The sequence below is a fragment of the Anaerolineales bacterium genome, from assembly GCA_015075725.1.
GTDB lineage: Bacteria > Chloroflexota > Anaerolineae > Anaerolineales > Villigracilaceae > Villigracilis.
The window spans coordinates 386,035-399,002 of record JABTTV010000001.1 but is presented as its reverse complement, the minus strand read 5'-3'; the positions used below and the strand labels follow the sequence as shown (position 1 = coordinate 399,002).

Below are 12,968 nucleotides of genomic sequence, written 5' to 3'. Positions count from 1 at the left end.
ATGTGTAACAAAAGATTATGGAGGGATTTTGTAGAAGGGGGAGAGACTTTATGCAGTTTCGTCGAGTTGACGTGCCGCCTCAGTCAGGACTTTGAGCGCCTCAACCACTTTGGGTTTATCCTCCGCTGAAAGCTTGGAGACGAGTTCATCCATCCAGCGATAACGCTCGGTCATACCGGCTTCCACCAACTCTTTGCCTTTTGGCGTCAGTTGAATGGACTTGGCGCGGCGGTCATTGGGATCTTCAGCGCGTTCGATGTAACCGCCCTGTACGAGTTTGTCCGTGAGTTGACTCGCTGCTGCGGCGGTGATGTCGAACCGTTCGCTGATCTCAGACATGCCGCATGGCCCGCGATGATGCAGCTGCATCAGGATGCTGAACTGCGGCATCGAAAGCCCGGTGGACTTTGCGAAGGTCATCCAGCCGCGCATGGAGCGGTGCATGAAAACGTCCATCCATTCGCGCAGGGAGTGTTTTATTTGGAGGGTAGAGGTCATAGTTAAGCCTTCTTTTTAGTTAAGCGGGCTTAACTTTATGCCTGAGTTAAGTTTTGGTCAAGGGGAGGAAAATAAGAGAAGTGTTAGAGAATTAAAACGACGAGGTCGCCCTCTGAAGGCGACCTCGTCAACTCTCTCCTACCGATAAAATACCAATAAGATATAAAAATTCTACATGAGGAGCGCTTGACCTTCAATTGGACAAAAGTACTGGCACGGTATAATCGCGCACTATGTTATCGATTCTATTGGGTCTTGCATCCGCGCTCAGTTGGGGCGCGGGTGATTTTACGGGCGGGCTTGCAGCGCGCAAGGTTGGGGCATACCGTTCGGTCTTCTACGCAGAAGTGATCGGTGTTGTCTTTTTATTTCTCGTATTGGCATTTGTGAACGAACCGCTCCCGGATCGGCGGGCGCAAATCTTTGCGCTCCTTGCAGGGGCACTCGGCACGATCGGTTTGATGCTGTTATATCACTCGATGACCCTGGGGTTGATGAGCGTCGCCGCGCCTGTATCCGCTTTGCTGGCAGCGGTCCTACCGGTGCTGGTGGGCATCTTCACTGAAGGCATTCCGGGTATCCCCACTTTGATCGGATTTGGCTTTGCCCTTTTTGCGGTATGGATGGTCTCACAAAGCGAAGGTGGCGTGAAAGACATCCTCTCGCATCTCTCCGACTTGAAACTGCCTCTGCTTGCAGGCATTGGATTTGGCTTTTACTTTGTCCTCATGCACCAGGCGGCACGCGATGGCGGTGCGGTCTGGCATATGGTCTTCTCGCGCACCGGCGGTATGGCGCTGATCGTCACATATTTATCGGTCACCCGCTCATCATGGAAGATCGAACCTTCCTCATTGCCCATCATCTCTTTGAACGGCATTCTCGATCTTGGCGGCAATTTCTTCTTTATCCTGGCAGGGCAAGCCGGGCGGCTGGATGTGGCTTCTGTACTTAGTTCCCTCTTTCCCGGCGCAACGGTCATCCTCGCATGGATCTTCCTGAAGGAACGGCTCAGCCGGAATCAATGGGTCGGCGTATTTTGCGCGCTGATCGCCATCGTATTGCTGACCTTATAAGGAGTTAACTTTATGGATTCGATGGATACTCATAACGCCGCTTTATTCCAAGCCGGATATTTCAACGCCTCAGATCTCGAAGCAAACCGCAGAGGGCAGTTCTCTCAAATTCAGGTGGATCGTTTCAGGAATGAACGGGATTTCATTCAGCAGACATCCGGCAAATACGAGAACAAGGCATTTGTCGTTTCCCTGATCTTTGGCGCAGGGGCTCTCTTCTTTTGTCTTGTTCTCTATTTCGTTGGCGTTTTCGAAGCGCTTCAAACCATGCTCGGCGGTTTATTCCTGCCGGCAATGGCCGGGCTCGCCTTACTCGCCGCCTTGTTCGTCTTTGTCATTGCGCCGCGCCAGTACCGATCCTCTGTGGATATGTACAGGTCGATGGGCACGCCGCTGGCGGAGATTCCGCTTGGAGCGATCCAGACCGTCGAAGCCCGGGCGAAGGCATATGAATCGCGCGCGGGGCTGGACTGGAATCTGCACAGCGTATCGAGCCGGATGTCTTCTGTGCTCGAGATGGACAGCATCAAATTCCTTATTACCGAGTCGCTCATGTCCGTCATACAAGACAACCGGCTTTACCGGGTCCATTGCATCAATGACGGGGGCGCCTGGAGGCTTCTCAGCATGGAAACGTTGGAATGACAGCGGATGGAAAAACCTTAATCCTCAAAATACTTGTGTTATAATCCCGCCGCTCTCAAACAAAGAGATGAGAGCACAATCTGCCTGGGACGGGCACAAGCGTCCCTGAGCGGGTCAATATCCCCGCTAAACTCACTCCGTTCCGCACGGGCGTTCCTGCGCCGCGTGTCGGAGAACGGAACTTTAGGAGAACCATGGCAAATATTTCCATGAAAGCCCTGCTTGAGAGCGGCGTCCATTTCGGGCACCGCACCAACAAGTGGGACCCCCGTATGAAGCCGTATATCTTCACGGAACGCAACGGCATTCATATCCTCGACCTTCAGCAGACCGTCAAGCTGGCGAACACTGCTTATGGGATCATTCGCGATACCGTCTCCAACGGCGGGACCGTGCTCTTCGTCGGCACCAAGCGGCAGGCGCAGGAAACCATTGCCGAAGAAGCGACCCGGGCCGGAATGCCCTACGTCACCGAACGCTGGATGGGCGGTATGCTTACCAACTGGTCCACCATGCATCAGCGCATCCAGGAACTCGAGCGGCTCGAAAAACTGCGCGATGGCGGCGACATCAACCGCCTCACCAAGAAGGAAGGTTTGTTGATCGAACGTGAGATCACCCGCCTCCAGACCCGCCTGAGCGGTGTCCGCTCCATGAAGCGACTGCCAAACCTGCTCTTCATCATCGATGTGGGACGAGAGGACGCGGCGGTCAATGAAGCCAACCTGCTTGGCATTCCGATCGTTGCGCTGGTCGATACGAATTGCAATCCGCAGAACATCGATTACGTGATCCCCTCCAACGATGACGCCATCCGCGCCATCAAACTGCTGGTCTCCAAGATGGCAGACGCCGTTCTCGAGGGCAAAGCCATGCGCAAGGAGGAACAGCCCGAGGGTGAGGTCGAAGCGAAAACCGATTCCAAAGCCTCCAAATCCCGCCCGGCTCGCAAAGTCGTCGAGACCGATGAAGAGGTGAATGACGACGCCCTGCTCGGTAAATCTACGCTTGCCAAGTTGACCCCGAAGCCGGAAGAAACCGCGGAAGCCTCTCCGGAAGAAGCCAAGTGACCGAAAGAGACCAAGGACTGATACGATGGAAATAACGACAGAAATGATCAAGCAATTGCGCGCTGCAACCAACGCCCCGATGTTGGACTGCCGCAAAGCGTTGCAGGAAGCGGACGGCGACTTCGACAAAGCGGTGGATTGGCTTCGTGAAAAAGGCATGGCAACCGCCGCCAAGCGCGCCGACCGCGACGCCTCCAACGGGACCGTGGAGTTGTATTCCCACGGCGGCGGACGCGTGGGTGTGATGGTCGAGATCAATTGCGAGACCGACTTCGTCGCCCGCAACGAACAATTCCGCCACCTCGCACATGAGATCGCCTTACAGATCGCAGCGAGCGCGCCCAAATACATTACTGCGGATGAAATTCCCGCGGCTGAGCTCGAGCATGAATCCGAGATCGCCCGCGCCCGTGCCCGGGAGGAAGGCAAGCCCGACAACGTCCTGCCGAAGATCGTGGAAGGACGCATCGAAAAATTCAAGGACGAAGTCTGCCTTCTGCGCCAAGTTTACATCCGCGATGAATCGATCACCATCGAAAAGCTCATTTTGCAAAACGTTGCCGCCATTGGCGAGAACATCATCGTGCGCCGCTTCCAACGATGGGAACTCGGTGAAAGTTTAAAGAATTAGATTGAAAAGCCAGCCTTCGGGTTGGCTTTTTTTATAGCCGCGCCGGGTAGCTCAGGCGCGCCAATGCATAAGGTATCATTAGAATTCGGAGGCAGTCATGGCTGAACTGAAATATAAAAGGATCCTGCTCAAGTTAAGCGGCGAAGCGCTCGGCGGGCAGATGGGCTTCGGCATCGACGTCAACGAGGCGGAGGCGATCGCGAACCGCATCAAGGAGGTCCGCAATATGGGCGTGGATGTGGCGGTCGTCATCGGCGCGGGGAATCTCTGGCGCGGCAAACAGGGACTCGAACGCGGCATGGACCGTTCTACGGCGGATTACATGGGCATGCTCGCCACCGTTATGAACGCCATGGCGTTGATGGACGCTCTCGAGCGGCAGGGAGTTTATACGCGCGTCATGTCCGCTATCGAGATGCGCTCAATTGCCGAGCCTTATATTCGCAGGCGCGCCATCCGTCACCTCGAAAAAGGCCGCGTGGTCATTTTCGGCGCAGGGACGGGCAATCCATTTTTCTCGACGGACACCGCTGCCGCCTTGCGCGCCACCGAGATCGATGCGCAGGTGCTGATCAAAGCGACGAAGGTGGACGGTGTGTATGACTCCGACCCGAAGAAAAATCAAGACGCGAAGAAGTTCGAAAAACTGGGTTATATCGATGTTCTCAACCGCCGCCTCGAGGTGATGGATGGCACCGCCATCACGCTCTGCATGGAGAACAACCTGCCCATCCTTGTCCTAAATCTTTGGGATTCCAAGGCATTGACAGGGGCTCTTTACGGAGAAACCGTCGGGACTTTGGTGACCGGCTGATCCCTGACTGAATCGACGCCTCTCTCCATCGGATGACAGGGGAGAGGTATTTATGTTTGAGAGACTCTCCAAATTCATCATAAACCATCAAAAAATTCCCATCCCATAGCCTATTTTTATGTTTTGGGGTATCCTTGGTTCGTAAATTTTTTTTCGGAGGAAGATCGTGAGCACAGACGAGATCAAGAGCCTGATGAAAGACGCCGAAACCCGAATGCACGGCGCGATCCAATCCCTTGTCGACGATTTAAACGGCATCCGCACCGGGCGCGCCAGCCCGGCATTGGTGGAAAAGCTTCCCGTGGAATATTACGGCACCCCCACGCCTCTCCAGAACCTTGCGTCCATCTCGGTGCCCGAGCCGCGCACATTGACGATCAAGCCTTTCGATGGCGGCTCTTTGAAGGATATCGAGAAAGCGATTCGCGTTTCGGACCTCGGATTGAATCCCAACTCTGACGGAAAGGTCATCCACCTGAACCTGCCTCCCCTTACGGAAGAGCGCCGACGCGACCTTGTCAAACACATGAACCACCGGCTCGAAGAAGCGCGCATCGCCATCCGCAACGTGCGCCGCGACCTGCACAACGACATCCGCGAATACGAAAAGGAAAAACTCATCACCGAAGACGATCTCAAACGCGGCGAGGAGGACCTGCAAAAGCTCACCGACAAATACGTCGAAGAGATCGCCAAATTGGGACAGAATAAAGAAAAAGAAATCATGGAAGTCTGAACCGCTTCACGGACAACCGCGAACGGTCGGTCAACCCTATGGCAGACACACCTTTAAATATTCCGCCTGAAAAGATTCCCCGGCACGTTGCCATGATCATGGACGGCAACGGACGTTGGGCGCTTCAACGCGGACTTCCGCGGCTTGCCGGTCACAAAGCCGGGACGGAAAACCTGCGCCGCGTCATCCGCGCCACGGTGGAATTCGGCGTGAAGTATCTTACGATCTACGCTTTTTCAACGGAAAATTGGGGACGCCCGCCTGAAGAGGTGCAGGGACTGATGTTCATCCTGCAGGATGTCATCGACCGCGAACTGGGCGAGTTGAATTCCCAGGGTGTGCAGCTTCGCCATATCGGCCGTCTCGAGCGGCTCGATCCCAAAATTCAAAAAAAGGTTTTGGATGCCATCGAGTTGACGAAAAATAATAACAAGCTTGTCCTCAACGTAGCGTTCAACTACGGCGGACGGGACGAGATCGTCTACGCAATCCAGCGAATCATCAAGGACGGGATTCCCGCCGATGCGGTGACGGACGAACTCGTGAACCAATATCTTTTTACGGCCGGCGTCCCCGACCCGGATTTGATCATCCGCACATCGGGCGAATTGCGCGTCAGCAACTTCCTGATCTGGCAGGCGGCGTATTCCGAATGGTATATCACGCCGACCTTCTGGCCCGACTTCGATAAAGAAGAATATCGCCGCGCGCTGGAGGATTTTGCCCACCGCGACCGGCGTTATGGAAAGGTATCTTCGGGGGAACTCCAGGAATCCAATGCGTAGACGATTGTTCACGGCGCTTGGGCTGGCTTTGCTCGGCGTTCCTGCCATTGTCATTGGCGGCATCTTTTATTACCTCCTCATGGGGACGTTTCTAATTGGCGCAGCATGGGAATATGTGCATCTTTTCCGCGCGGTGAAATTCGAGCCAAACATGGTTGTAACTACAGGCGGGGTGGCCGTGGTAACCTTTGCCCGCATGTTCTTCCCGGATTATGCGCAGCCCGTTTTTGCCGCCGCCATTCTCATCGCAATGGCGGTTCATTTAATCAAATACGAGCGCGGACGTGACCAGTCCGCGCTTGATTTTGGAGTCACGGTCGGCGGGATCGTGTATGTCGGCTGGGTCGGCTCCTATCTCCTCGACTTACGCAACCTTCCCGAAGGCGGCTGGTGGTTCATGCTCGTGATGTTCTGTGTTTGGGCGGGAGACTCGGGCGCATATTCCATCGGGCGCGCGTATGGCAAACATAAATTGGCGCCGCGCCTCAGCCCCAAAAAAAGTTGGGAGGGCTACGCGGCCAGTGTTTTCACCGGCGCGCACACCGGCGCATTGTACGTCTGGGTATTCAAAACCTTCGGAAATTTGCAAAGCGATATTACGATCTGGCAGGGCGCGATCCTCGGTTTGCTGCTCGGGGCGCTGCCCACCCTGGGCGACCTCGGCGAAAGTATGATCAAACGCCAGTCCGGCATCAAGGACTCGAGCGATATCATCCCGGGTCACGGCGGTTTCTTCGACCGCATCGATTCGTGGATCTGGGGGGCGCCCATCGGATTTTATTTTCTCACCTGGTTCATTCTTAATTAGGAGGATCTCATGGAAGTTCTCGGCGCAACACCCACACGGAATCTCGCGCTCGAACTGGCGCGCGTCACCGAAGCGGCGGCGATGATGGCGGGTCGCTTCATGGGGAGGGGAGATAAGGAAGGGGCAGACCAGGCCGCGGTGAATGCGATGCGCCTCATCCTCGGCACAGTGGATATGAGCGGAGTCATTGTCATTGGGGAAGGCGAAAAGGATCAGGCTCCGATGTTGTATAACGGGGAGAAAGTCGGCAACGGCTCCAAACCGGACGTGGATGTTGCGGTGGACCCCATTGACGGGACTCGCCCTTTAGCCTTTGGTCGTTCCAACTCGCTTGCCACAGTGGCATTGGCTCCGCGCGGGACGATGTTCGACCCGGGACCTTTTGTTTACATGGACAAGATCGCGGTGGGACCGGAAGGCAAGGGCAGGATCAACATCGAAAAATCGATTACTGAGAATTTGCAGGCGATCGCAAAGGCGAAAGGCAGAGCCATTGAAGATCTGACAACGATCATCCTCGACCGTCCGCGCCATGCGGAGATGATCGCCGAAATCCGCAAGGCCGGCGCGCGCATCCGCCAAATCCCCGATGGCGACGTGGCGGCGGCATTAATGACCGCCTGGCCCGATGCAGGCGTTGATGTATTGCTCGGCATTGGCGGCACCCCTGAAGGAGTCATCGCGGCGTGCGCGTTGCGCGCCATGGGCGGTGAGATTCAAGGGAAACTTTATGCGCGCGACGAAGCCGAGTTGAATCGCGGACGCGAAGCCGGATACGATTTCGATAAAGTATTGACGATGAACGACCTGGTCTCTTCAGAAGATGTCTTCTTCGCCGCCACCGGCATCACCGACGGCGAATTGCTCAAAGGCGTGCGCTATCTCGGCGACCGGATCACCACCGACACCCTCGTCGTGCGCGGGCTGACCGGCACCATCCGCGAGATCATCGCCACGCACACGACGGATAAGCTGGATAATCTAAGTTCGGTGCGTTATTGATAATGATGTGAAAACTGCTTGACATTCCAACTCCACCTACATATAATATCGCTCGCGTTCCTGGCTAGCTCAATCGGCGGAGCGAGCGGCTGTTAACCGCTAGGTTAGAGGTTCAAGTCCTCTGCCAGGAGCCATACAAAAACCGTCCTCGATTTTGAGGACGGTTCTTTATTTCAAGTTGAATTTCGAACGGCTGTACAAAGTAATTCCCGCCGAGGCGGATACATTGAGCGACTCGACGCGGGCGTTGATCGGGATGCGCGCCTTGAGAGCGGCAGCACCTTCGATCTCAGGGGAGCAGCCTTCCTTTTCGCTGCCGAACGCGATCAACAGCCGGTTCTCTATGGTGGAAATATCGTCGATGGTTCTGTCCGCATCCATGTCCATGACAAGCAGGGTTTCATTGTTCTTATTGCAGTAATCGAGAAAATCTTTTGTCAAGGCTGTGATCATCGGCAGGGAGAAGAGGTAGCCCCGGCTCGCGCGGATGAGGCGACGGTCGTACAGGTCGACCGGGTCCATGTTGAGGAGCAGGATGCCGCCAATGCCCAGCGCAAGCGACGTGCGGGTGATATTGCCAATATTGCCCGAGATGCTGAGGTCCTCGAGAACCACGATGTCTTTTTTGATGGACTTGAAAACATCCAACCCAAGTGGTTTGGGAGTGGTTGCAATGGCAAAGATGCGTGAGATTTTGTCGTTCTCGAAGAGTTTCTTGGTGGTACGTTTTGCAACCTCGTGGATCGTCGCCCCGGCAGTGAGTTTCTTGCGAAGTTCGTCTGAAATGGTCTCATCACCGGCATAATAGACTGAATCGATTTCGATTCCGGCTTCGAGCGCCTGCAGGATGTTTTCCTCGTCGTCGATGATGATCTGGTTTAGCTCGCGCCGTCCCTCCCGGGTGAGTAGTTTGCGAATGGGACCGGCAAGGGGATGGTTGAGAGAATCTATGAGAAAGGGATTGTTGGTTGATTGTTCTTCCATAAAGGGATTTTACTGCATTGTATTGAAGTGACTGAGGTTGTACCCGGCGGCAAGATCGGATTCGTGTGCCCGGTTTGCAAGTGAGTTTTGCCATTGTTCCTGATTGAGTCGTTCTTGAATCCGTTCGAGCTCGGCTTTGCGCCGTTTTTCGAGCCAGTCGTGAAGGTTTTGCTTCACTTGGCGGAGAATTGATAGGTTCATGACTCCTCTATATTCAAGCAATCAAATACGCTGGTTTTCCTGCAAGATCGGGAGATTTTACAGTTGCGGGAATTCAACTACGAAAGGGTAAAATTGACCAGAGGCAAAAGTATGGAATCCCCACTGAATGGGCTTCATCAAAGAGTCAGATGAAAAACATGCAAATCCTGCATCGTGATTCATCCCTGTTGGTAATTAACAAGCCTGCGGATTTGTCCGTTCTTTCGGAGGGATGGAGTCAGGAAACACCCTATCTCGCCAAAATCCTGGAAGAGCAGTTCGGGAGGATATGGGTGGTCCATCGCCTGGATAAAGGCACGAGCGGAATTATCGTCTTTGCCCTGACGGCGGAAGCGCATCGTTCGTTGAACATCCAATTCGAGAAACATGAGGTGGAAAAGATTTATCATGCCATCGTGAACGGAGTCCCAAAGTGGGATGAGAAGGTGACCAAATTTCCGCTGCGGGTCAATGTGGGGCACAAACATCGTACCGTGGTGGATGGCCGGAACGGAGTCAAAGCCGAGACGAGGTTCAGGATTCTGGAACGCTGGCAGGATTCGGCGTTGGTGGAGGCGTCGCCCGTTACGGGTAGAACGCATCAGATTCGCGTCCATGCGTACGCGATGGGCCATCCGCTTCTGGGAGATATCCTATACAGCGCGCCAGAATCCCCAATCATCACAAGACCGGCTTTGCATGCCTGGTCGTTGACTTTTGCACACCCTGTTACGAACGCAGTTTCGACTTTTCGCGCGGCTTATCCCGATGATCTTCAACGGGCAGTGCGTATATTGCAGGACAGATGAGCCTGTGAATTTATGGTATATTTTTGCAAAGGAGCAATGCCATGAACGAGCGAATCCTCATCATCGAAGACGACCAGGCGATCTTGAAAATGTTGCAGCGGGGTCTGGCATACGAAGGTTATACGGTGGATACCGCCACGGATGGACGCATGGGTCTGATCGCGGCTCGCGACCATACCCCCGACCTCGTGATTTTGGACTGGATGCTGCCCGGCATGGATGGCTTGGAGGTTTGTCACCGGTTGCGGCAGGGCGGCTCGATCCCGATATTGATGCTGACGGCGAAGGATACCGTTCAGGACCGCATTCAGGGTTTGGATGCCGGTGCGGACGATTACATGGTCAAGCCGTTCAATCTGGATGAGTTGCTGGCTCGTGTGCGCGCGCTTCTGCGCCGGACGCAACCGGAGCGGATTCCGGTTCTGAAATTTGCCGACCTTTCACTGGATACCGGCTCCCGTCAGGCAACACGCGGCAACCGCACTGTAGCATTGACCGCAAAAGAGTATGAACTGTTGGAACTTTTTCTGCGCCATCCCAAGCAGGTGTTGACCCGTGAAGTGATCTTCGACCGCGTATGGGGTTATGATTTCGGCGGCGAGAGCAATGTGTTGGAAGTGTATATCCGTTATTTGCGGCAGAAGCTTGAGGCGGAAAATGAGCCTCGACTGATTCATACCGTCCGCGGCGTAGGATATGTCTTGAGGGAAAACCCGTAGTCAAGAGACCAACTCCAAAATTAGATTTATATTGAGCTTGCCCAAAGTATTTAATGTCCTTGCGCCTCCGCCTTACCCTGCTTTATTCCATCTTCATGGGCGGAATCCTACTCGTCTTCGGGGCGGCGGTATACATTCTGGTCAATGTCATCCTTCTTAACCAGGTGGATACGATGCTGGCGGGCGTGGCGCGCGAGATCGCGCGGGCGACGACTGTCGATTCGACGGGCGGGTTGAATATGGTCAGCCTGCCGCAGTTGGATATGACTGCGAATGCCTATGTGCAGGTCTGGAACACGGATGGGGAATTGATCTCCACTTCTCCGAGCATCGGTGCGTTGAACAAGCCGCTCGACCCCGTGGGATTGCAATTGGGGAAAACGATGTATGAAGATTCCTACCTCGATGGGGTGCATCTGCGTGTGTTGACCGTCCCCCTCAAATTGAGGAACCGCATCATCGGCACCTTGCAGGTCGGCGCGAGCCTGGCGGTGGTGGATGCCACCCGTTCGAACCTGCTTTCGATCATGATCCTGATAGCCGTGGTCGCTGTTGCATTGGTGATGTGGGGTTCTTGGGTGGTGCTTGGCCGCGCGCTTGCTCCGCTGCAGACCATTGCTGACACGGTGGATCAGATCAACCGCGCAGACGACCTGTCGCGCCGCATACCGATGCACGGCGGAATACGGGATGATGTTGCAGACATGGTCATTTCGGTCAACCAAACTTTGGAACGCCTGGAATCATTGTTCACGTCCCAGCAGCGCTTCCTTGCGGATGTAAGCCATGAGTTGCGCACGCCTCTGACGGTCATCAAGGGCAATGTAGACCTGATGCGCAAATTGAAGGAAGCTGACGAAGACCTTCTAAATAGCATCGACCAGGAGGCGGGCAGGTTGAATCGGCTGGTCAGCGGCCTGCTCATGCTGGCTCAGGCGGAATCTGGCAAGTTGCCGCTGAATTTTTCAAGAGTCGAACTCGACCTTTTACTGACTGAAGTATTCACTGAAACGCGCGTGCTGGCTGGAAATAAAGTGAGACTGCACCTCAATCAAATCGACGAGGCCGTTGTCAACGGCGACCGCGACCGGTTGAAACAGGTCATTCTGAACCTGGTGGCGAATGCGATTCAATACACACCGCACGGCGGCGAAATATTCCTGAGTCTTTCGCGAATTGGCGAACAGGCGCGGCTCATTGTCCGGGACACGGGACCGGGAATCCCTGCCGAGGATTTACCCTACATCTTCGACCGATTCTATCGCGCTGAGAAATCACGCACGCGGTCCAAGGCGGGCGGATTTGGTTTGGGGTTATCCATCACGAAATGGATCGTGGAACAGCACGGCGGGCAGATCAAGGTGGAATCGAAGGAAGGGGATGGGACGACGTTCGTGATTTGGTTGAATGTGTTGAAGTAGGCGGGACGCCTAAGGCAGGCCAAGGCGTTGAGCGGCTTGATGGCAGAGGCTGGCTCCGTACCTTGAGTACCATTCGTTCAGAGCATTGCTGGGATTGACCCCACTGATCGCATCAATATAGATGGGCAGGCCGTATTGCACATACCGCTTCGTTTGAGCCGACCAGGTCGATTCGGCGCGTGGGATGACGCCGATCCCGCCGTTGTAGCCTGCCATGGCGAGGCGGGCGTCTCCGTTCGCTGCGGCGAGGGAGCGGGCGAGGTAGCTGAGTCCGCGCAGGGCATTGGTCTCGGGGTCGTAGGGATTCTCATTGGCATGGAAATGAAAAGGCATAACCTGGAAAAGTCCCATTGCGCCTGCGCTGGATGTGGCGCGTGGATCTCCACAGGATTCGATCTGCATGATGGTGGCGACCAGGTTCGGGTCCAGGTTCGAGGCGGATGCCCATCTGGCGATGGAATCGGACCAATGGAGAACTTCCTGCCGGAATATCGGGGAAAGGTTTGAAGGGATGGAATCAGGCATCGTTCCCATTTGATTTAGGTTGGTCTGTAAAACCATGGAGGCGAGAAGGAAACTGGTGAAGACGACGACAAGTGGAATGATCGTAAAGCCAGAAAAACAGCCGCTCCCGATTTCTTGAGGGATGACAGCTGTTTCCCGGTGCATTTTTGTGGAACGAGCGCGGGGCATGTCTGTGGCTCTTTTCTGGGTCAAAAGGACCCGGCTCGAAAAGTTTATATTCGATTGTTTGATTGCAGGGAACGCC

At 54.8% G+C, this 12,968-nt stretch carries 16 protein-coding genes and 1 tRNA gene; 13 read left to right on the top strand and 4 right to left on the bottom strand.

From position 1 onward, the window contains the following. Positions 1-48: 48 nt before the first annotated feature. Positions 49-498 (bottom strand): MarR family transcriptional regulator, encoded by a 450-nt coding sequence (locus HS100_01910; GenBank protein ID MBE7432648.1) that lies wholly within the window; start codon positions 496-498, stop codon positions 49-51. 233 nt (positions 499-731) lie between these two features. Here HS100_01910 and HS100_01905 point away from each other — a divergent pair, with 233 nt between their 5' ends. The 10 genes from HS100_01905 to HS100_01860 all read left to right on the top strand — a co-directional run bounded on the left by HS100_01905 (position 732) and on the right by HS100_01860 (position 8,199). Then, a complete protein-coding gene (locus HS100_01905; GenBank protein ID MBE7432647.1) occupies positions 732-1,574 on the top strand; it encodes an EamA family transporter in 843 nt (280 codons plus the stop codon). Between the two features lie 12 nt (positions 1,575-1,586). Further along, positions 1,587-2,219 (top strand): hypothetical protein, encoded by a 633-nt coding sequence (locus HS100_01900; protein ID MBE7432646.1) that lies wholly within the window; start codon positions 1,587-1,589, stop codon positions 2,217-2,219. A gap of 194 nt (positions 2,220-2,413) precedes the next feature. Continuing rightward, on the top strand, positions 2,414-3,289 hold the full coding sequence (gene rpsB / locus HS100_01895; GenBank protein MBE7432645.1) for a 30S ribosomal protein S2: 876 nt from the start codon (positions 2,414-2,416) through the stop codon (positions 3,287-3,289). A gap of 25 nt (positions 3,290-3,314) precedes the next feature. Continuing rightward, entirely contained in the window at positions 3,315-3,920 is a 606-nt protein-coding gene (gene tsf / locus HS100_01890) for a translation elongation factor Ts (GenBank protein MBE7432644.1), read from the top strand. Between the two features lie 97 nt (positions 3,921-4,017). After that, positions 4,018-4,734, top strand: a complete 717-nt coding sequence (locus tag HS100_01885) for a UMP kinase (protein ID MBE7432643.1) — start codon at positions 4,018-4,020, stop codon at positions 4,732-4,734. Positions 4,735-4,927: 193 nt separating this feature from the next. After that, positions 4,928-5,470, top strand: a complete 543-nt coding sequence (frr, locus tag HS100_01880) for a ribosome recycling factor (GenBank protein MBE7432642.1) — start codon at positions 4,928-4,930, stop codon at positions 5,468-5,470. 38 nt (positions 5,471-5,508) lie between these two features. Continuing rightward, complete coding sequence (locus tag HS100_01875) at positions 5,509-6,255, top strand: isoprenyl transferase (protein ID MBE7432641.1); 747 nt, start codon at positions 5,509-5,511, stop codon at positions 6,253-6,255. Further along, positions 6,248-7,063 (top strand): phosphatidate cytidylyltransferase, encoded by an 816-nt coding sequence (locus HS100_01870; GenBank protein ID MBE7432640.1) that lies wholly within the window; start codon positions 6,248-6,250, stop codon positions 7,061-7,063. Before HS100_01875 ends, HS100_01870 begins: the two co-directional genes overlap by 8 nt. Positions 7,064-7,072: 9 nt before the next feature. After that, positions 7,073-8,065 carry a class II fructose-bisphosphatase gene (gene glpX, locus HS100_01865; GenBank protein MBE7432639.1) on the top strand — a complete coding sequence of 331 codons (993 nt, stop codon included), beginning with the start codon at positions 7,073-7,075 and terminating at the stop codon, positions 8,063-8,065. 58 nt (positions 8,066-8,123) lie between these two features. Further along, positions 8,124-8,199: transfer RNA gene (locus HS100_01860), tRNA-Asn, on the top strand. Between the two features lie 34 nt (positions 8,200-8,233). Here HS100_01860 and HS100_01855 read toward each other — a convergent pair. Beyond that, positions 8,234-9,049, bottom strand: coding sequence for a hypothetical protein (locus HS100_01855; GenBank protein MBE7432638.1), 816 nt, complete (start codon positions 9,047-9,049; stop codon positions 8,234-8,236). Positions 9,050-9,058: 9 nt separating this feature from the next. After that, on the bottom strand, positions 9,059-9,250 hold the full coding sequence (locus tag HS100_01850) for a hypothetical protein (GenBank protein MBE7432637.1): 192 nt from the start codon (positions 9,248-9,250) through the stop codon (positions 9,059-9,061). Between the two features lie 149 nt (positions 9,251-9,399). Between HS100_01850 and HS100_01845 the strand changes: the two genes are divergently transcribed. Genes HS100_01845 through HS100_01835 form a run of 3 tightly spaced genes read left to right on the top strand, consistent with a single transcriptional unit; the run spans position 9,400 to position 12,199 of the window. Beyond that, positions 9,400-10,059: an RluA family pseudouridine synthase gene (locus HS100_01845; GenBank protein MBE7432636.1), complete on the top strand. Its 660-nt coding sequence runs from the start codon at positions 9,400-9,402 to the stop codon at positions 10,057-10,059. Positions 10,060-10,100: 41 nt separating this feature from the next. Continuing rightward, positions 10,101-10,778 carry a response regulator transcription factor gene (locus tag HS100_01840; protein MBE7432635.1) on the top strand — a complete coding sequence of 226 codons (678 nt, stop codon included), beginning with the start codon at positions 10,101-10,103 and terminating at the stop codon, positions 10,776-10,778. Between the two features lie 53 nt (positions 10,779-10,831). Then, positions 10,832-12,199, top strand: a complete 1,368-nt coding sequence (locus tag HS100_01835; GenBank protein ID MBE7432634.1) for a sensor histidine kinase N-terminal domain-containing protein — start codon at positions 10,832-10,834, stop codon at positions 12,197-12,199. 9 nt (positions 12,200-12,208) lie between these two features. On the opposite strand, the gene HS100_01830 is transcribed toward HS100_01835, so the two are convergent. Next, on the bottom strand, positions 12,209-12,892 hold the full coding sequence (locus HS100_01830; GenBank protein ID MBE7432633.1) for a transglycosylase SLT domain-containing protein: 684 nt from the start codon (positions 12,890-12,892) through the stop codon (positions 12,209-12,211). Between the last annotated feature and the right edge of the window lie 76 nt (positions 12,893-12,968).